This is a genomic window from Paenibacillus taichungensis (assembly GCF_013359905.1).
Taxonomy (GTDB): Bacteria; Bacillota; Bacilli; order Paenibacillales; family Paenibacillaceae; genus Paenibacillus; species Paenibacillus taichungensis.
On the sequence record NZ_JABMCC010000108.1, the window covers coordinates 189,843 to 209,721 of the forward strand.

Genomic DNA, 19,879 nt, shown 5'->3' on the forward strand with positions numbered 1-19,879 from the left:
TCAAACTCCCTTTAATCTCTTCTGTACAAAAATGATTGTATAATACATTTGAAAAAACTAATTCCGGGTTATGTTAAAATAACGCGAGGTCATGTAAAATATGAAAAGGAAACAGGGAGTCCCATCCATATACTAGAGGTGAGATTGTGGGAAAAGAAGCTGCCGAGGACCAGAACCATTCCTCGTTGTCCTATCGGCCCGAGCTGAGGGAGAAAGTCATTGACGCCATTGCCAATACCATGGATCTGTATGGAGTCAATCATTCATTTGGTCAACTGTATGGCATTATGTATTTTGAAGATCGCCCGATGACGCTGGAAGAGATGAAAACGTCCATGAACATGAGCAAAAGTAATATGAGTTATGCTGTACGTTCGCTTACCGAATCTCAGATGATCTATAAATTGGAGGAAAAGCGGGAACGTCAGGATCAGTATCTGGCCGAAACCAACTTTTTCCGTACGTTTCAGAACTTCTTCGGGGCCAAGCTTCAACGGGAAATCGACGTGATGCAGGAAAGCCTTCGGGAGGTCATTCCGCAGTTATCGGAGATTATTCTCGCCAGAACAACTCCGCCGGAGGAACGGGAAGACGCTTTGCGGGATTTGCATAAACTTCAGCATGCCGAGCAGTATTATGATTGGTTGCAGGGATTTGTAGACCAACTGCGGGATGGTGTTTTTTACAAAGACGCTCCACATGAAAGTGATTAATAAAGTGTATACACCTTATAAAAAAAGCCAACTCGGCGAGCAACGATGTGCTTGCTGAGCTGGCTTTAAATAATTAAAAGGGGAGCCCCGCCATGTTTTCATGGTTGGGGCTCCCCTTTTGTTATAGATATGGTTATCTTATTTCTGCGCCGCAGCCTCAATGTCTGCATAAGCCCAGTGTGTTGCTGGTACGTCTGTAAAAGTTGGCGTAGTTACGCCTGTTGCCGGCGTACGTTTGAACAGTACATTTAGTACTTTCACTGCTTCAGCGCGGGTCAGTTTACTGTCCGGTTTAAATGTACCATCGTTATATCCGGTCATCAGGCCAGCAGATAGTACGTAAGCAATCGCATCGGAAGCCCAAAGGTCGGCGGACACATCTGTAAATCCAGCACCATCTGTTGCTTGTGTTGTGCTGCTTGATGCATCTGCGCTTTGTTGCTGTATCCAGCGGTATGCAATGGTCGCCATTTGTGCACGGGTAATTGAACCCTCTGGCACAAATTGAGTAGCGTTCATACCGTTCATGATGCCTGCGGATTGCGCTTTTTCAATATCGCTTGCTGCCCAATGAGTTGCAGATACATCGTCGTAGTTTACAACGTTCGCAGATGCAGTTCCCGCATCATCAGACAGATTACGAGCCAGCATCGCTGCCATTTGCGCACGGGTTACGAATGCATCCGGGCGGAAATCAGCACCAAATCCGTTGATATACGGGTTGTGCGAACCTTGGGAAGCTTTCAGCCCATCCACCACAACGAGCGTGAACGTGCTGAATTTGTTAACTGTAAACTCGATGCCTTCACTGGAATCGCTGAGTTTCACCAGTTTGCCTTGAATCAACTCTTTCGTACCGTCACTGTGTTCGATGTACACAGCCAGGTTGTCCAAAGCTTGCTGGCGGGCAGCAGGATCAGTTGGCAGACTGTCGCGCAGCGGCAATGTCAGTGTTACTTCATGGCTTTGCATATTGGTTTCGATTTCAACTGGACGAGCCAGTACTTTCACGTTTGAATTTGGAGTAATCTGTTGAATCAATCGCTCCTTCTTCGCACGTTCTTCCACTTCTTTACGCTCGAATTCCTTTTTCAACGGAACGACGCGGAAGTATAGATCCTGGTCGAATCCGGCAATCGACTTCGTTGGAACCGAGATAATAGCGTTCTCTGTGGAAATCTCAAGGTTAAGCCCACCATCATTCAGCTGTTTCACCGCTGCTTTTGGCAGTTCGATGCGTGTCTCAGATACAGCATCTTTGGCGTCAGGGATGACAATGCGTGCAGTGTTCATGTTTAATTGCTTCGCTTTTTCCACTGATTCCTTGGCAATCGCCTCAGACATTTTCACAAGGTCCTTGATCGTGCCGTCGACTTCGGTTGTACGTGTAATTGGCGTTTTGGTCAAATTGGTGCCATTCGCTCCGTTCACGTCCACAACGATTTGTTCCTGCTTCGTCGTCGGTGTAGTCGTTACAGGTGTAGTCGCTGACGATCCTCCACCTGTGTTTCCACCCGGGTTAGGGTTAGGTGTTGAACCATTTCCGTTATTGCTATCGCCATTTGCCGTGAAGACAATCTTCACCGCGCGTCCTGGTAATAAGTCACTGATGGCTTTGTAACGAACCCATACCGTTTTGTCACCGCTAAAATCAAATTTCTGAATGGAAGCAACATCAATCCAGGTCTGTTTACCATTGAGGGAGATCTCCATCGTGTCATCCAAGCCAGTTATGGTGTTGTTGATATCATTTCCCGTTACATTAGGGGCCGTGAAAAATTGGTTGATTACATATTGTAAATTCCCAACATCCTCGTATCTGTCTTGTTCATTAAGCACCCATTCGGCCAGTTCTTTCTTGCCTTCCGGGCTAAGATCAGCTCTCTTGGATAAATCAAGGGCACCTGTACGTCTAAATTTATAGTTATCGAAGAATGCTTCCCCTGCAATCCATTCGTTCATGGCATGATCAAGCCATTCATCCATTAGCGGAATAGAAGTAGCATTCTCAAAGGATTCCAAAGGCATAGAAAAGAGACTCAGTACAATCTCCGGATTAACAATATTCCCTTTAAATTCTCCTTCCAACCTTTCAAAAGCCACCTGATGCAGGTATTTATAAGCAAAAACACCTTTATCTACTTGGCTACGGTCCAGATGTTGTTGCCCCAGGCTGCGCAGCACATATGTTTGTTGGTCATTAAAATATTTCGTTCCATCCATCAGCTGCTGTGCAAATAAATCCAGTTTGTTCTGGATAAGATCGAGTTCCTTCTGCCCCCAAATGGATTGCGCCAAAACTCCCAGATCAACCATATATTGAACCTGATCTTTATTCTTATAATCATTTTTCACATAATCGATCAGGAATTTAGCAATGAATTTCTTAACTTGCAAAGATTCATAGTATCCATTAGGAAAATTAATTTTCAGATCAGGATTTTCCATGGCCAAAATCATATCATTAATATTATCGCTGTTGCTCTTTGCAGCATTTACAGCGGCCAACGCATCAACTTCATTACCAGGGAAAAATTGATCAAATGCAGTCTGAATGGCTTCAAAACTTGCATATCCACCAATCGGTCTTTCAGTAAGCATATGATCAGCCAACTGCTCCTTCTGTTCTGGCGTCAGGTTATCCATCTTGCCTGTGTCCAAAGCGAAGCTCGTTATCGGACTTTCGATATACTCGCTGTTGTAAGCCTTCGTATCCTCATAAATGTTTTGGAATTTATCCAATGACGTTAACATTTGCTCAGTCGTGTTTGCACGGTTAATGAAAGGTGTTTTTTCCACAGCTGTGTCTATATATTTCAAAACACGTGAAATGGATGATTTTCTTTTCAGTCTCAATTCATATACATAAGCAGTTGTGTGTTTATCTACCTCGGAGGCAGTGCTATATGCAGCAATGAGTGGATAGAAATTATCTTCAGCACTCGGATAATCAAAATGATTTATTCTTTCTGCTTGCTTACTATACAGGTCATTAAGTGCAACTAGTGCATTCGGTCCATCGATTTGGCGAGTCACTTCAAGGGCTTTCTGAGCCAATTGCGCCAAATATTGAACTTGCTCCCTGTTCTCATAACCGTCATTGGTTGGCGGATCTATGCCCAATAAATATACTGCGATGTCCTCCTGATCTTGAACAGGTAAAGACTTGAAATCAAGTTCACTTATGAATTGTTCATTGCTCAGTATTGTAATCATGTCCTGGATAAAGTCATCGGTATTGCCCCGGTCTGCATTCTTTTTAATTTCGTTATACTGTTCCAACAAAGAATCACCTTCAGGCTCGAAGAACGCATCAAAGGCTGCCTGAACTTCCGATACCGTTTCATAACCGTTCTGCGGCTTGTGATCAATCATCCATTGAGCCAATTCGGATCTCCTGAATTCATTCTCAATTGTAGACATTTTCTCCATATCCACTGGGAAAGTGTAAAAGTTAAGTTCATGATGTGCCTGAGCAAAACTCACACTCATAAAGTGGCTCCAATACATTCCATTTAGCACGGCATCCATCTCTGAAACAGTGCTTGCAGCATTAATTGAAAGGTATTCTGATAGCTTAATTATCATAGCTTGAAGTTGTCCATTATAGTCAATCGGCGTTTTATATTCACCTAAAACAGGTTCGAACATCACGATATTTGTATACATCACCTTATCGGCGCCTCTTAACATGTTGTAGGCAGCACTTGCCTCAACCATTGGTTCTGCTTGGTCAGAAGGGAGAAAACCACCAGCATGGCTATACAAACCATATATCTCATTTACAATATACTGTACAGTATCTGGACTAGTTTCTTTAGGCAGCTTGACCAAGTTATATAATAGTGCAAAAACATACTCTACTTGGCTTTGATTCTCATACTCTATCTCACGTGGCAGCAAAAGAATCATTCCTCGTACCAGTTCATTCTTTTGCTCTTGAGTCAGCAGGTTATAGGTAGTCATTATATCGGTAATATCTATTAAACTTCCGCTTGTCAGGATACTTTGGACACTTGAAATTGCTCCTTCAATATCCTCATATGAATTCCTTATTTCATTAAGCTGCTCCAATGCGGTAGGAGCTGGACCCGCACTTGCAACCCCTCCCACACTAACTACCTGTAATACCAAAACTACAGCTAATAAACAACTTATAAGCTTCTTGTAATACATAAAACGTTGTCCTCCTTGTCTCATGTTTTTTAGGCATCATGTCTAATTGCCTATCAATCTAGGTCTAGTGTAGTACGCAACTCTGAACGGATTCTGAACATTCACTCCAATAAACGGAAAAAAATCCGGCCTGTAGGTGAAAAACAGGCCGGATTTCAAATATTTTTCGTCATTATTCATCATTTTTACTTCTGTATTTAATTATAGAGTCCTATATTCCATAAAATTCAAGATTCTTGTCACGTCGTCCCTGTACTCATCCCACCGCTCCTAGCACAACAAACAAGTAGACGCATCAAATCATCGTATAGCCGCCATCCACAAATAACGTACTGCCTGTCGTAAATGTATTTGTCATAAGATACGTAACTGTATGTGCAATCTCCTCATTGTAGCCCACACGCTTGAGCACAGACAGTTTCTCATAGTCTTTGAAATGTTCGCCGCGAGGTGTACCCTCCTGCCCCTCACGCCAGATGGTTCCGGGGGATACGACATTCACACGAACAGGCGCCAGCTCCACTGCAAGTGCTTTGCCCAGACTTTCAATCGCTCCGTTACACGCTGCGTAAGAAGCGCCACCATCCAGTGGGCGTTGGCTGAAGCCACCCGACATTAACGTGATCGAACCCGAAGCCGATAGATATGGAGCTGCGTATTTGGCAGCAAAATACTGAGGCCAGAACTTGCCCTTGAAGCAGCTTTCGGCCGTCTCCCGATCTGAAGTTAACGGACCACGGGTGTATGCAGCTCCAGGGGTAAACAGGTGATCGAATTTGCCAACCTGAATGAAAAATTGCTCGATTTGCTGTTCATCCTGATTGTCCAACACATAAACTTCGATGGATAACGCTCCAGTCTTGCCTTCGCCTGCGACTTGCGCAATCTGCTCCCTTGCTTCCTCTAGCTTGTTCTCCGATCGTCCCGCGATAACTACATGTGCACCAGCCTCAGCAGCCTGCACAGCTGTTGCAAGTCCAATTCCAAAGCTTCCTCCTATAATCACGACACGTTTATTCTCCAATGTAAATGGACTCATTCTGCATCTTCTCCTCGTAGCGCCAGAACTTTCGTTGTACCAGCGTTTGTTTTGTTCATTATTATTGAAAAGATTAGCGCTGAACAGTACGCAATTGGATCGTACCAGGTACGAAAATTCGTACTATTGGAACCAGATGACACAGTTATTCCTGCCCTATTCACATAGACAAAACAAGCGGAACGCGAAAAAATCAGGTATGATGGAGTTATATATAGTTGTTTAAATCGAGGTGAATACTATGGATTTGCAGGAGCCACGGTTACAAGGTGTTCTTGTTACGTTGGAAGCCATTAATGGAAAATGGAAACCACTCATCCTGTTTATTTTATTGAAGGAAGGCACGAAACGGTTTGGTGAACTAAGACGCATGATTCCTGATGTAGCGCAGGGCACGTTAACGAAACAGCTGCGCGAGCTGGAACAGGATCAGATTATTGTGCGCACTCTCTATGGCGATGTTCCACCGAAGGTCGAGTACAGACTGTCCGAACACGGGCAGACGATTGGTACGCTGTTGGATGGCATGTGCGGCTGGGGCAAGGCGCATCTGGAATACTTGAACGGAAATCAGCAGATGATTAATGCAGAGAAATTAGCCGGGGAATCCCATAACGAGGCAAAAGCTTAATAAAAAAACAACAAGGTAGCCCTCTTAGCCTTTTACCATTTAGGAAACAAACTTGTTTAAGACAAGCACGTCAGCTATACTTTCGTTCAGATGCACAACGGGAGAGGGGGATATGTAATGTTGCAACTTTCGGAAAAACAGGCACAGGATATTGTCGATAAAATGATGCAGGACATTCCGTACAACATCAATATCATGAATGAACAGGGCATTATCATTGGAAGCGGACAGAAGGAACGCGTAGGCACGATTCACCAGGGAGCGGTCCGTGCCCTGACCACCGGAGACCGCGTCGAAGTCTGGCAGGATGGCAGACTGGAAAAGATGGGCACCAACGAACCGATTCGGATCAATCATCAGTATGTCGGTGTCATCGGCATTTCCGGGCATCCGGATGAAGTCCGTCCGTTCTGCAACATTGTGCGCACAACCGTATCTCTCCTGATCGAACAACGTAATCAATTGGAAAGTCTGGCCCATGAAGCTTCTCGGAAAAAAGCCTTTCTGGAACGGTTGCTTGCCCACTCGGGTTCCTATTCGCAGAAGATCCGGCGGGAAGCGGCGCAATACCATATCGATCTGCAGCTGCCAACGGTTCTTCTATACATTCGCTTTCCCCATGAAGCCCCTGATTTTGGCACGGAGACAAGCCGGGTATTCCTACAGCTTCCCTCGTTCTCAATGGAGGAGGATGGCCACGTGCAGCTTATTCTGATCCAGAGCGAATCGGACGTTGATTCGATAATCCAGCTTGTACATCAGGAACAACCTCAAGCCTTCATCTCTGTTAGTAGGCGTGACGCCAGTATTGCCATCTGTTACGAACAAGCGAGATCTGCAATGAACATCTTGCTCGCACTTCGACCTGCGGCACCATTGATCCGTTATGATGATGTGCAGTTTCTGGTGCGCTTCAGCACGGCCAACCTAGTTCGCCATAACAACGTCGTCAGTAAACTGGAGGACACAGCCGATCTGCTTGACACGCTTCGCAGTTTCATTCATCACAATGGCAGCATGTCAACGACTGCAGAGGATCTCAACATCCACCGCAATACACTGCAATATCGGCTCAAACGGATCCAAACCCTTACAGGCAAAGACCCGCGCAATTGGCTGGAGCTCATTGAACTTACGCACGGACTACTCGCGTCTTATCAATAGAGTCCACAACAAAAAAAGACTGAACCGGAATGCCCTGTTCCTTGTGGACGTCCCTACGTTCAGTCTCTTTATACTCTTCGAACCCCACTAACCGAACCACAGAATGTTAAGAAATCAGACCCAATTTCAGCACTCTCGCAATATTCTCGGTTGTACGCTCCACATTCTCTGGGCCTTCGCGCAGAAGTTGTTCCAGATCAGCCGCCCCCGGCACAATACCAAACACCGCGTCAATACCTTCAGTGTACAACGTATCTATCCCTTCACCAACGTAACCTGCAATGGCGATAACCGACTTGCCTGCTTCCTTTGCAGCACGCGCTACACCGTAAGGTGTCTTGCCAAATTTCGTTTGAAAATCAATGCCGCCTTCGCCCGTAAACACCACATCCGCATGTACCAGCTTGTCACGCAATCCAGTGTATTCAATGACAATTTCAATGCCTTTGCGCAACACAGCCTGTGTAAAAATCAAAAGCCCTGCGCCCAAACCACCTGCCGCACCAGCACCCGGCACATCACGTATATCCTTGTGTAGCTGCTGCTTCACCACATCTGCATAATGGGAAAGATTAGCATCCAGCACCTGCACCATCTCCGGTGTAGCACCCTTCTGCGGTCCAAACACCCGGGAGGCGCCATGCTCTCCGCATAACGGATTCGTTACATCACAGGCGACAATGAACTCCACATCCTGCAATCGTTCATCCAGCCCAGTCACATCGATATGCGCCAGTTGATCAAGTTCGCCGCCTCCACGTGCAAGTGGCTGTCCGTTTGCATCCAGAAACGTTGCACCAAGCGCTTCCGCCATGCCTGTACCCCCATCGTTGGTCGCACTGCCACCGATTCCGATAATGATTTTACGAATACCCTGATCCAGACACGCTCGAATCAGCTCTCCCGTGCCATAGGTTGACGTGCGAAGCGGGTTCCGGGTTTCCTTGGTCACCAGATGAATGCCGCTCGCCGATGCCATCTCAATCGCCGCCGTTAACCCATCGCCCAGAATGCCATACTGCGCTGATACAGGCTGCCCTAGTGGCCCGCTCACCTCTCTCTGGTGAATTACGCCGCCAGAAGCATCCACCAGCGACTGCACGGTGCCTTCGCCTCCGTCAGCCATCGGTACATGAATATAGTTGGCGGTTGGATAGATTTTACGCAATCCTTTTTCCATGGCCACACATACTTCTTTCGCTGTCATGCTCTCTTTAAATGAATCCGGTGCCAGTACAAATGTTGTCTCTCTCATCTTCTCCCACCCCATCCGTGTTATTAAAGGATAAATCCGTAGATTAACGTCGCTACAATCGCCATCGTTCCACCCACGATTGCTTCATAAGGAATAACGCCCATCCGCTGCTTGATTGTCATCTTCATGCTATCAGCCGAGACGTGGAAGTAATTTCCCTGTGGCAGGGAATCAATAACTGTCGCACCCGTGTGTACCATAACCGCCGCCGCGAGCGGAGCGGTTCCCATGTTCAGAATTGCATCTCCGAATGAACCGGTGGCTAGTATAACTCCTGTCGAGGTGGAAGCCGTCGCTGCCGCCATCAGAATACCAGCAATCGGCGCCAGGAAGGTACCGGATATCCCGGACGCTTCAATAAGACTAACCACCTGACCAGACAGATCGGATGCAGAGATCAGTCCCGCGATGCCCCCGGCTCCGATCAGAATAAGCACGGTGGCAGTCATTTTATTCAATCCGGATGTCGTGTATTTCACAATGTTTTTGCCCTGACCCATCGCCAGCATGCCGATAATACCCGCAATCGGGAGAATGTACATCGCATCCACTTTGAATGTGGATAGTGCTGTGATACCTGTAATGGAGCCGATTGGATTAATCATCAGCAGGATGATCGCAACCAACGGTGCCACAATCGCTTTTCTCAGTGGTGGATACTGTGAAGTGTCCACTTCACCCTGCTCTGCTTCCTGATCGGTTACCATTACACCTTTGTTTCTAAGCATTGAAGCTACGATAACGGTTACAATTAACCCGCAGATGGCTGGAATCACGCCTGCCAGCATGACATTGCTGAGATCCAGATTGAACCCCCGTGCTGCAGCGATCGTATTCGGATTCGGGGATATAATATTACCCGCCTTGCCTCCACCGGATAAAGCAAGCAAAAGGGCCAGCTTGGATATACCCATTTTGTTACCAACAGACAGCGCAATTGGCGCTACGATCAGGACGGCCACGGGAATAAATACCCCAACGGCTGTAATAATCATCGTTGCCAGTGCCAAAGCCAGAATGGCCTTACTGCCGCCAAACTTTCGTACGATGGCCTGGGCGATTGTCTCTGCTGCCCCCGACTCCATCATGACTCCAGCTAATACCCCAGCAGCCAGTACACGAAGCACGGTGCCCATGACACTTTGAGTGCCGTTCACTAGTATATTTACAGTCTCTTCTAGATTAGCTCCGCCAATTAAAGCGCCTACAATTGCGCCCAGAAATAAAGAGTAGACCGGATTAAGCTTCTTCAGAATCAGTATAATCGCAATTGCAAGTCCTGCCAGCGCGCCGATCCAGCTAATTGTTAAAGGTTCCATTGTTCATTGCCCCCCATGCACTTGTTGAACACGCTTTCATTATAGTTGCTGGTGAGCCAAATAAATATTGATGATCAGACGAAATTCGTTGTGCATATGCACAACGAATAGTGGCAAGACCGAATATCCTGCCACCATTACACTAACGTGCGTCGCTGCTTCCTAGAGCAGCACACGGTGTTCCATTATATTTTTCATACTGATATGGGATTTGGATGGACCAAGCTTCACAAGCGAGTCTTGGAACTCAGCAAGCTCTTCAATGGTTGCCGTCTGAACCTTGATCAGATAATTGTACTCACCGCTAATCCGATATAAATCCGTGACCTCAATAGCCTGTTCACAGAAGTGAACGAATTCCTCACAATGCTCTGTTTTGAGTAAAATAAAAGTCGTTGTCCCACGATTTAGTTTGGCCAGATCATAGATGGTTGAATATCCCGATATGACCCCATTTTCCTCCAGTTTGAGGATTCTTTCCTTGACCGAAGGTTGGGACATGTTCACCTCTTTGCTAATCTGTACAATTGGCATGCGTGCATGGTGCTGCAGCAGTCGCATAATTTGCTGGTCAATCTCATCTATAACATAACCCATTTGTAGACCCTCCTGAGCATCAGGCTAATTTAATAAGCTTTTTGAGATAAAAGAGCTCATAAATTGCAACTCTCACCCCATTATATCCTTTGATATCGCATGGTTCCAATGCAGCGTTCCCTTTATACTTTAGAAAACAATCTGTAGAAGGAGTGATGAGTATGAGTGTAAACGGACTTGCTCACGTAGCCATTCAAGCACGTAATTATGAGGATACCCTCTCATTCTATACCGATGTATTAGGATTTAAAGTTGGTCACTCCTGGAGTCTGCCCGCCTTTCAAATTACCGAGGCGTGCATGCTGATCTCACCGGATCAACGCACCTGCATTGAACTGTTTGACCCCGGAGCCGTAATCGCGGCAGAAGGCGAACCAGCAGACTCTCCGGAAGCAGTGAAGCATGGGGCATTGCTGCATTTCGCCTTTTACGTAGACCATGTGGAAGAGATATACGAGCGAGCGCTTGCTCATGGTGCTAAACCTTATATTCAACCCGATTGGATCTCACTTGGTGAACCCCCGCTTCAAGTTCGAAATGCGGTTGTGCATAGCCCGAATGGTGAAGTGATCGAATTCCTCGAAGAGGTTGATTTTGACCGTTCCTCTATATCATCTATCTAGCGTTACACAAACCGAACAGCCTGTTGCACGGAAATCCGTGGCGGCAGGCTGTTTTATACTATGTTATTTGAGCAATAGGACAGCGAGCGTATGGGCATAAGACATACTCCTTGCCCTCATTTCCTCTCTTCAATCCGGCGTATAATCGCTTAACTTCCCTTCATACACCAGCTGCAGTTGTTCACTTTGGCGAAAATCATCCGGGGTCACCAGCGCAGGCAGCTTGTTCCACAGCTTGATGCCTGAACGTTGCAGAATCTCGGCAACAAATTGCGAGCAAAAGTAGGAGTTGCTGAACTCTACTGGCTCCTTCAACGTAATGCCAATCACACCAAGCAGATTGTACATATATTTCTGGCGGCTGCGAATGAAGATGTGCAGCACTCGTTTCATTTTTTCCACTTCACGCTCCGTCACCTGAAGCTCATAAATCACACATGTGGTATTTGGATACTTACTGTATGTACCTGTCTGAATATCTTCCTTCACGAACCCGCCGTTCAGCGGATTGCTGGGATGCTTGCGCCCAAAGCTGTACAGCTCGGATAATTCGCGGTCAAATGAGATGGAGGCATGATTGTATGGTGCTCTGGTGTAACTCTGAATGACTTTGGTAAACAACGTTCCCGTATTCGTAAGCAGGATATAGATGGAGCGTGGTTCTGTCATAACGAAATTTCCCCTTATCAAGTTGGTACTATTCCTTCATAATAACATAGGTACCCTATATTGGAATCTTACTTCTGGATAAGCAGGTGATTGTACTTGAGCAGTTCACTCTTTACCTTAACACTGATTTTTATTGCTTTATTGGTCATACATATCGTGTACAAAATCATTACGAGGCTTCAGCCGGACAAGGATTATTCGGGCATTGGCAACAAAATCAAAACCTGGTGGGGCATGTTTGTCATCTTTTGTCTCGCCACCCTCTTCAATCCGATTGTCTCCCTGATCTCCCTCATGGTACTTACCTTTTTCGCGCTGAAAGAGTACTTCTCCATGATCCGCAGCACCCGCAAAGCTGATCGCAGGTTGTTTCTATGGGCGTATCTGGCGATTCCGGTACAGTTCTACTGGATCTATATTGGATGGTATGGGATGTTTATCGTGTTTATTCCGCTCTATGTCTTCCTGGTGTTACCCCTGCCACGTCTAATTAATAAGGGCACGGTTGGTTTCCTGCGCAGTGTTAGCTCGACGCAATGGGGTTTGATGCTAATGGTATTTGGACTTAGTCATCTGGCCTACTTCCCGTTCGCAACACCGGAATATGGTTCAAAGCTGGTCCTGTTCCTGGTCGTGTTAACCCAGCTGAATGATGTGGTGCATTATCTGGCCTCGCTCTATCTGGGCAAACGAAAAGTGGTGCCCACGGCCAATCCTTTTTTGACATGGGAAGGGTTCGCCTGTGCATTCGTTGTAACCACCGCCGCCTCTTATTTCATTCACCCTTTCCTGACTCCGTTTGATGCACGTTTCGCGCTTTTCATCGGTGTGTTAATCGCTCTGGCTGGGTTCTTCGGAAGTCTGACGGTTTCTGTTCTGAAGCGGGATTTGTTAATTGGGGATGACAATAAGTTCGATGCGCTGAAAAAAAGCTACCTGAGCCGGGTCGACAGCCTGACGTACACCTCTCCAGTCATGTTCCACGTGGTGCGTTATTTCTTCGACTTTATGTAGGAACAGCAGTATCTGTTACAGATACGAGGTGCGGAGACGCTCAGTCGATAGAACAAAGTGAGAGCTCGCGTCATCAATAAAAAGCAGCCTTTACGGCTGCTTTTACTCATTTATGGGAGAAATGAAGGCATACGTATAATGTGCCTATTTCATTTTCCATTTTTGAATTAACAGAAAGCACCGAACACGGCTATGATATGCCTGATTATTTTAATTTAATTTCCTTCTCCGAGGTCACTTCTTTCCCCTCTTCATTGGTAAACACAAACGTCGCTTTGCCGCGTTCACCCTTCATCTCATCCGAATAGATAAATCCGGAGAATTGCCCGTCACCACTGATATAAAATCCTTCTTTTCCATTCGCGCCATGCTCGATCGCTTCCTTGTAGGAATTCACAATCGTTACCGTGTTGGACGTCCAGCGCATCTCGGATAAAGCATAGCCCTCAGGAATTTGTTTTATCGCAAAATCAAAGCTATTGCCCTCGGACGGCTTATCCGTCTGGTCAATGACGATCATGACCTGTCCTTCCGCATCAGCGGATTCCGATTGGGCCGTAGGCTTGCCTTCATTCCCACTTTCATTCGCCTGATTATTGTTATTCTTCGCCTCAATATTGGGGACGGAACTACTTCCCGCTTCCTCTATGGGCTGCTTTGATTGTGGATAGGCGTGTTCCTGTACGGATTCGTTGTTGTTTTTCGCCCCACATGCACTGGTCAACAGCAGAATACATAGAGCAGACACCCAGAGTATAGATTTATTTTTATTATTTTTCATCATTGGAACTCCCTCCATTGATCTAAAGTAACAAGCACGATGCATTCATCCAAAGAGAACTTTCCAATCAGCACCTTCTATAGTAATTACTACACCATATCGTCTCACATTAAGCTCCATATTATGTAAATGGGTTATAATTCAGTTCGTTTTTACACTTCGATGAACCCTGAAATGTTGGCGTGTTACCCTGAAAGAGTTAGAAAATAAGTTATATGAGGGAGGAAAAAGGTTGAATCGCTTTGCTTTTATGATGCTTGTTATACTCGCCACTTCGCTTATGGGTTCATCCTTTGCTGTGGGCAAAATCGGACTGGCTTATATCTCACCAATACTGCTGGTTGGCATTCGATTTACGCTCGCTGGAGGACTAATGGCGCTGTGGGTACGAAATAAAAACCTTCCCGTAACCTCGCCTGACTGGCTCCGGTTGTTCGTCATCGGTCTGTTCCAGACGACGGGCGTAATGGCCTGCATTTTCCTGAGTATGCGCACCATACCTTCCGGGCAGACGTCCATTCTCACGTTTACAAATCCGCTATTGGTGGTTCTTCTCGGAAGTTTATTTCTTGGTTTGAAATATCGGGCATACCAGTGGTTTGGGGTGCTCATCGGTATAACGGGGGTGTTCATCACGCTTGGATTCCATCTTCAATTCTCCGGAGGAACATTACTTGGTGTGGGTTCTGCCTTGTCCTGGGCAATCGCTACTCTCTTGGTCAAACAATGGGGCTCACGCTTCAGCACATGGGTCCTAACGGCATATCAGATGTTATTCGGCGGATTAACACTGTTATTGCTCAGTTTTACCATGGAATCAACAAAACTCATCCTGAACACCACGTCCATAGGGGTGATTCTGTATCTGGCGATTCTCGGTTCGATTGTTCAGTTTGCTACGTGGTTTTACCTGTTAAGCAAGGGCGATCCGGGCAAGACAAGTGCGTTTTTGTTTCTTGCTCCCTTCTTCGGTGTCTTATCCGGTTGGCTGCTTCTGGGCGAAGTCATTCGGGATTACGTTTATATGGGCGGGCTATGCATATTCCTGGGGATCTTTCTGGTAAACTGGACTGGACGAGCAAATAATAAGGACGTATTGATAAAATAAAATATTCATGCCTGATTTTCGGCGATGCCCAGTGCATCGTTTTTTTATAATATCAACAAGGATAAACTTTACTGATATAAGGACGTGCGCCCAATGATTTCTGCTGAACTGAAAGAACAATACTATGAGGCTCTTGTGGCTAAGGATTCGGAATACGAAGGTTTATTCTATGTAGGCGTCAAAACGACGGGTGTATTCTGCCGACCTACATGCCCCGCGCGGAAGCCAAAGTTCGAAAACTGCGAATTCTATGAGACGGCTCAGCAGGCTTTGCTTGCTTCGTATCGTCCTTGCCAGCGCTGCCGCCCGTTGTCTCATCCCAATCAGGTATCTGATGTGGTACGCGTATTGGTGGAAGCCGTGGAGAACCATCCGGAGAAACGCTGGAAAGGCCAGGATTTCAAGGCATTATCTATCGACGAATCGACGGCCAGACGTCAGTTCAAGAAGCGATTTGGCATGACCTTTGTGGAGTATGCCCGCGCCCGTCGTATGGGACTGGCCCTGAAAAATATTCGCTCCGGTCGAACGGTCATTGATGCCCAGCTGTCCACCGGTTACGAGTCCGGCAGCGGGTTCCGGGATGCCTTCTCGCGAATCATGGGCGCAGCGCCTACACAAGTAGATGAACAAAATGTCTTGAAGGCGTCCTGGATCGACACACGTCTTGGACCCATGATGGCTGTAGCCGATGAGAAGGCGCTATATCTGCTCGAATTCGTGGATCGCAGAGGTCTGGAGCGTGAGGTGGAACGTTTGCGTAAACGAACGAAGTCAGCCATTGTACCTGGAGTAACAGAACCGATTCGTTCCATTGAACGGGAACTTGCGCAGTACTTTGAGGGCACGCTAACTGTATTCCATACCCCGTTGTTCTGGTTAGGAACACCATTCCAGAAGAGTGTATGGGAGCAATTGATTGCGATCCCACCGGGCGAGACGAGGTCATATCAAGATATCGCGAATGCACTGGGTAAACCTACAGCATGTCGGGCGGTAGCACAGGCCAATGGAGCCAATCAGCTGGCCATTGTTATTCCATGTCACCGTGTGATCAATGCCAGTGGAGAACTGGGAGGATACGGAGGAGGCCTGACACGCAAAAACTGGCTTTTAACCCACGAGAAGCAGGCTCCTGAATAACTCAAGAGATATGAAATGAACGGCATGTGGTATGAAAAGGATTAGCTATGTAACGGAGGAGATAAGTCTTATGAGTACGCAACAAGAAAAAGCGGCGATGTTCCACCAATCCCATACGAAAGGCAATCCATTGATTCTGGTCAATGTCTGGGATGCCGGGAGTGCACTCGCCATCCAATCTGCTGGAGCAGCAGCAATCGCTACTGGAAGCTGGTCTGTAGCTGCTGCCCACGGTGAACAAGATGGAGAGGCGATGCCATTCCAGCTGGTACTGGACAATCTGGCCCGTATTATAGCGAGCGTGGATTTGCCTGTTACGATCGATATTGAGGGAGGGTATGGCAGGTTTGCGTCAGAAGTGAAGGGAAATGTGAGCCAAGTGATCCATCACGGTGCGGTAGGAATTAATATTGAGGATCAGCTCCCCTCTGGCGCGGGACTGTACGCTGTGGAGGAGCACTGTCTGAGACTGTCGGCTGCCCGAGAAGCTGCGGAGCAGGTAGGCATTCCGCTGTTCATTAACGCCCGCACAGATATCTTTTTGCAAAATGCACCTGAACGACACAATCACGCACTCCTGGAAGAAGCACTTATTCGCTCCAAGGCATATGCAGAAGCAGGCGCCAGTGGTCTGTTCGTTCCAGGCTTACAGAATCTACAACTGATTCAGGAATTGTGTGAACGTTCGTCGCTTCCGGTCAACGTGATGGTTACATCCCATGAGCCTTCACCAAAACAACTTGCTGGGCTGGGTGTGGCACGCGTAAGCTATGGGCCTTATCCTTATCTGCAAGCAATGGAATACCTGAAAGAACTGGGACAAAGTATTCTATCTGGAAACTAACACAAAGGCGTGCTTCTCATTTTTCACCAGAGGGAAGCGTACTTTTTCACGATATTCAATTAATGCTACTATTATAAGCGATCATCTATGATGTGAATCCTCAAACAGGTGCTAGACTGCGCCTGTTTTTTGATGCTTATCTTTTCACCTATGTATGTTATAATCACCACTACCCAACACTAACAGGAGGAAAATATGCTTAACGTTGAACAAAAGCTTGAAGTGCTACAATCGTATCCCCAACTGCAACGCAAAGATGTTTCTCTCGGTCGTGTTAATTTCCACTACGAAGAAAGTGCGTATGATAAAAAGATTGTTGCTCTCCATATTCACCCTAACGGTAACGGTTATATCTATGCAGGGCTACTGCCCAACTATGAGACCGATGCTAAAGGATTCGTCAATATTCGTGATTACTCCGAAGAAGATCTACGCACATTATTAGATGAGACAATCAAAGCGATGTCTCACAATCCCAACGCAGTTGAATTCGAGGTGCCAGAACAAGTAAAAACTGCTGCTCCTGCATTGGCTACAACCTCTACAGGTGGCGGAACATGGGTCGATGAAGATGGACATACGCTGACTTTAAAATATGAAGATGACATGTGGTATGTGTATTCCGGTGTTAATCTGGATATGGCTTTCGAAACACGTAGCGAAGCTGGCGAGTATCTCAAAGAAGAAGGATTCAAACCACAAGCTCAAGCCTAACCTATACAAAAAAACACGAGGCGTGTATGTACACACTCGTGTTTTTCTGATCTGATCAGTCTTTTCTGCCTTTCATTGTAAGCGGCGCATTCTTCATCATCGGGTACGTGCTCAGAAGCAAAGCACCTCCAATGACCCCCAGAGTGGTGAACAATGCGATGAGATTGACATTTGTAAACCACTGGACCCACGTGCTCAGATCTGATAGAACAATTACCAGCGTAACGATTAAGCTAACCCCAAAGAACAGGACAAAAAAGTTGCGCATCCCCAATCTAATCCAACAAACAGTTGAGAAGATGGATAACCCCAGCACCAGAAAACCAATCATCAGATCAAACCATAGATAGGAAAAAAAATGATATTCACTTGAATACAGCATACCTGGTTGATAAAAGGTTACGCCAAGCGTCCCATATTCATGGAGAAGATGCATAATAAAATAGATGACGTTCAGTATCGTAATTGTTCCTACGACCATCCATACAGAAATGATATAAAAGGATTTCATAAACTGTATTCGTGTACTGCCCATACCGATCGCAACCGGAAACAATGTGATGATGCCCGCGACCGCAAAAGCACAGATTCCTCCGTACATTGGACCGAATAGTTGAGTAGTATACGTCACATCAAAGATGAATCCAATGGCCAGATAGACAACTGTAAGCATGAGTGTAATTGACGAGAAAATCATTAAATACCAGCGCATATCGTCCAGAATCAGCCGATTCGTACCTTTCACCGAGTTCATCGCTTAATCCCCTCCTGATTACGCGTCCTGTTGACCAAATAATCCTGTAATGTTGCCTTCTCAATGGAAAGCCCCTGCGTATGAGCGATGTCTTTCCACGTTTTCGAGTATGGCTCATCAATCATCACTTTCAAGGTCGATCCCATCTGGGAAGATTCTATGACCTTCACGTCTGCGGTGACTCGATTGACATCTTCAATTCTCCCTGTTAGAAGAACTCCTTTTTCGCGCATCTCTTCCATCGGCTGATTAAATAACACTTCCCCGGCTTGCAGAACGATGAGGGACTCACATAAAGGCTGAATCTCCTCAATATGATGGCTTGATATTAGGATTAGACGCGGGTTATCTTCATACGTCTCCAGTAAAGTATTGTAGAAATATTTACGTTTCTCAGCATCAAGTCCATTGGTGGGCTCATCCAGAATCGTTACTCTTGCGTTACTGGCAAGACCCAATATCATCTGAGCGGCGGTCTTCATGCCTTTTGAGAATTTGGTGATCTTTTTCTTCACTGGCAGTTCGAACATGTCGATTAATTGCTCGGCGAGACCCTGATTCCACTGAGGATGGAAGTATTGACCGAATCGAACCATGTCGTTGATCGTCCAATTTCTACCCAGGGGATGGTTCTCCTGGATATAACACAGATTCTCCTGCGCAGCCAAGTTGTTGTATGGATCCTGGCCCATCACTTCAATGGTTCCAGTATCAGGCCGGTTATGGCCTGCGAGCAGACTCATCAGGGTTGTTTTGCCTGCACCATTTCTTCCCCACATTGCACTAATGATCGGCTCACTCTCATGTAACGTCACGTTTTTTAGCACCGGCGTCTGTTGATAGCTGTAGGTCACCTGCTCGATCTGAATCATAACTCACTCTCCTTATCTTTCTTGCCCCGGATCAAATCGATAATCATGTCCTCATTCATGTGAATCCGTCTGGCCTCTTCAAGTAAAGGTTTGATATATTCTTCGTAGAAATGCTGCTTTCGTTCAACAAGCAATGCTTCTCTGGCTCCCTTCGCAACAAACATTCCAACACCTCGCTGTTTGTAAATGATACCTTTGTCCACGAGCATTTGAAGCCCTTTGCGTGCCGTGGCTGGATTAATATTGTAAAAGCGAGAGAGTTCATTGGTTGAAGGGACCTGTTCCTCCACCTTCAATCTGCCGTCTACAATGTCATCCATAATCATCATGGATATCTGATGAAAAATAGGCTGAGATTCATCCAAATTCGATTTCATGCGATTCCAACTTTCATTCATTGTTAATTAGTTAGTCGGTTAGTTACTCATGTGACTAACTATAGTATACGGAAACCAATATGTAA

19 protein-coding genes are annotated in these 19,879 nt (G+C 46.2%); 9 read left to right on the plus strand and 10 right to left on the minus strand.

What is annotated here, in order from left to right; translation table 11 throughout:
• Window positions 1-146: 146 nt before the first annotated feature.
• Window positions 147-713 carry a GbsR/MarR family transcriptional regulator gene (locus HP548_RS13525; protein WP_076287286.1) on the plus strand — a complete coding sequence of 189 codons (567 nt, stop codon included), beginning with the start codon at window positions 147-149 and terminating at the stop codon, window positions 711-713.
• Window positions 714-851: 138 nt separating this feature from the next.
• On the opposite strand, the gene HP548_RS13530 is transcribed toward HP548_RS13525, so the two are convergent.
• Together HP548_RS13530 and HP548_RS13535 are read right to left on the minus strand one after the other, a co-directional pair.
• Window positions 852-4,889: an S-layer homology domain-containing protein gene (locus HP548_RS13530; protein WP_175381962.1), complete on the minus strand. Its 4,038-nt coding sequence runs from the start codon at window positions 4,887-4,889 to the stop codon at window positions 852-854.
• Window positions 4,890-5,184: 295 nt separating this feature from the next.
• Window positions 5,185-5,928, minus strand: coding sequence for an SDR family oxidoreductase (locus HP548_RS13535; RefSeq protein WP_175381963.1), 744 nt, complete (start codon window positions 5,926-5,928; stop codon window positions 5,185-5,187).
• A gap of 241 nt (window positions 5,929-6,169) precedes the next feature.
• Between HP548_RS13535 and HP548_RS13540 the strand changes: the two genes are divergently transcribed.
• Together HP548_RS13540 and HP548_RS13545 are read left to right on the plus strand one after the other, a co-directional pair.
• Window positions 6,170-6,559 (plus strand): winged helix-turn-helix transcriptional regulator, encoded by a 390-nt coding sequence (locus tag HP548_RS13540; RefSeq protein WP_076287283.1) that lies wholly within the window; start codon window positions 6,170-6,172, stop codon window positions 6,557-6,559.
• A gap of 117 nt (window positions 6,560-6,676) precedes the next feature.
• On the plus strand, window positions 6,677-7,723 hold the full coding sequence (locus HP548_RS13545; protein ID WP_076287282.1) for a CdaR family transcriptional regulator: 1,047 nt from the start codon (window positions 6,677-6,679) through the stop codon (window positions 7,721-7,723).
• Window positions 7,724-7,829: 106 nt separating this feature from the next.
• On the opposite strand, the gene HP548_RS13550 is transcribed toward HP548_RS13545, so the two are convergent.
• The 3 genes from HP548_RS13550 to HP548_RS13560 form a co-directional block, all read right to left on the minus strand.
• Window positions 7,830-8,978: a glycerate kinase gene (locus HP548_RS13550; RefSeq protein ID WP_175381964.1), complete on the minus strand. Its 1,149-nt coding sequence runs from the start codon at window positions 8,976-8,978 to the stop codon at window positions 7,830-7,832.
• Window positions 8,979-9,001: 23 nt separating this feature from the next.
• Window positions 9,002-10,297 carry a GntP family permease gene (locus tag HP548_RS13555; protein WP_076287280.1) on the minus strand — a complete coding sequence of 432 codons (1,296 nt, stop codon included), beginning with the start codon at window positions 10,295-10,297 and terminating at the stop codon, window positions 9,002-9,004.
• Between the two features lie 162 nt (window positions 10,298-10,459).
• Complete coding sequence (locus HP548_RS13560) at window positions 10,460-10,894, minus strand: Lrp/AsnC family transcriptional regulator (protein WP_175381965.1); 435 nt, start codon at window positions 10,892-10,894, stop codon at window positions 10,460-10,462.
• A 161-nt stretch (window positions 10,895-11,055) separates the two neighbouring features.
• Between HP548_RS13560 and HP548_RS13565 the strand changes: the two genes are divergently transcribed.
• A complete protein-coding gene (locus HP548_RS13565; protein WP_076287278.1) occupies window positions 11,056-11,517 on the plus strand; it encodes a VOC family protein in 462 nt (153 codons plus the stop codon).
• 129 nt (window positions 11,518-11,646) lie between these two features.
• Here the strand turns inward: HP548_RS13565 and HP548_RS13570 are convergent, their stop codons facing one another.
• Window positions 11,647-12,186: a C40 family peptidase gene (locus HP548_RS13570; RefSeq protein ID WP_076287277.1), complete on the minus strand. Its 540-nt coding sequence runs from the start codon at window positions 12,184-12,186 to the stop codon at window positions 11,647-11,649.
• Between the two features lie 96 nt (window positions 12,187-12,282).
• Here HP548_RS13570 and HP548_RS13575 point away from each other — a divergent pair, with 96 nt between their 5' ends.
• Window positions 12,283-13,200 carry a phosphatidate cytidylyltransferase gene (locus tag HP548_RS13575; protein ID WP_175381966.1) on the plus strand — a complete coding sequence of 306 codons (918 nt, stop codon included), beginning with the start codon at window positions 12,283-12,285 and terminating at the stop codon, window positions 13,198-13,200.
• A 205-nt stretch (window positions 13,201-13,405) separates the two neighbouring features.
• On the opposite strand, the gene HP548_RS13580 is transcribed toward HP548_RS13575, so the two are convergent.
• Entirely contained in the window at window positions 13,406-13,981 is a 576-nt protein-coding gene (locus HP548_RS13580; RefSeq protein WP_175381967.1) for a hypothetical protein, read from the minus strand.
• A gap of 232 nt (window positions 13,982-14,213) precedes the next feature.
• Between HP548_RS13580 and HP548_RS13585 the strand changes: the two genes are divergently transcribed.
• From HP548_RS13585 to HP548_RS13600, 4 genes are all read left to right on the plus strand, one after another.
• On the plus strand, window positions 14,214-15,089 hold the full coding sequence (locus tag HP548_RS13585) for a DMT family transporter (protein ID WP_175381968.1): 876 nt from the start codon (window positions 14,214-14,216) through the stop codon (window positions 15,087-15,089).
• A 93-nt stretch (window positions 15,090-15,182) separates the two neighbouring features.
• Complete coding sequence (locus HP548_RS13590) at window positions 15,183-16,232, plus strand: bifunctional transcriptional activator/DNA repair enzyme AdaA (RefSeq protein WP_099857877.1); 1,050 nt, start codon at window positions 15,183-15,185, stop codon at window positions 16,230-16,232.
• 70 nt (window positions 16,233-16,302) lie between these two features.
• Window positions 16,303-17,076 carry an isocitrate lyase/PEP mutase family protein gene (locus HP548_RS13595; protein ID WP_175381969.1) on the plus strand — a complete coding sequence of 258 codons (774 nt, stop codon included), beginning with the start codon at window positions 16,303-16,305 and terminating at the stop codon, window positions 17,074-17,076.
• 195 nt (window positions 17,077-17,271) lie between these two features.
• Complete coding sequence (locus HP548_RS13600) at window positions 17,272-17,790, plus strand: hypothetical protein (protein ID WP_076287273.1); 519 nt, start codon at window positions 17,272-17,274, stop codon at window positions 17,788-17,790.
• A gap of 55 nt (window positions 17,791-17,845) precedes the next feature.
• On the opposite strand, the gene HP548_RS13605 is transcribed toward HP548_RS13600, so the two are convergent.
• From HP548_RS13605 to HP548_RS13615, 3 genes are read right to left on the minus strand one after another with little or no spacing between them, the layout of a single operon-like run.
• Window positions 17,846-18,544: a hypothetical protein gene (locus HP548_RS13605; protein WP_099857876.1), complete on the minus strand. Its 699-nt coding sequence runs from the start codon at window positions 18,542-18,544 to the stop codon at window positions 17,846-17,848.
• Window positions 18,541-19,416: an ATP-binding cassette domain-containing protein gene (locus HP548_RS13610; RefSeq protein WP_076287271.1), complete on the minus strand. Its 876-nt coding sequence runs from the start codon at window positions 19,414-19,416 to the stop codon at window positions 18,541-18,543. The genes HP548_RS13605 and HP548_RS13610 overlap by 4 nt, the downstream gene beginning before the upstream one ends.
• Complete coding sequence (locus HP548_RS13615) at window positions 19,413-19,793, minus strand: GntR family transcriptional regulator (RefSeq protein ID WP_063565917.1); 381 nt, start codon at window positions 19,791-19,793, stop codon at window positions 19,413-19,415. The genes HP548_RS13610 and HP548_RS13615 overlap by 4 nt, the downstream gene beginning before the upstream one ends.
• Between the last annotated feature and the right edge of the window lie 86 nt (window positions 19,794-19,879).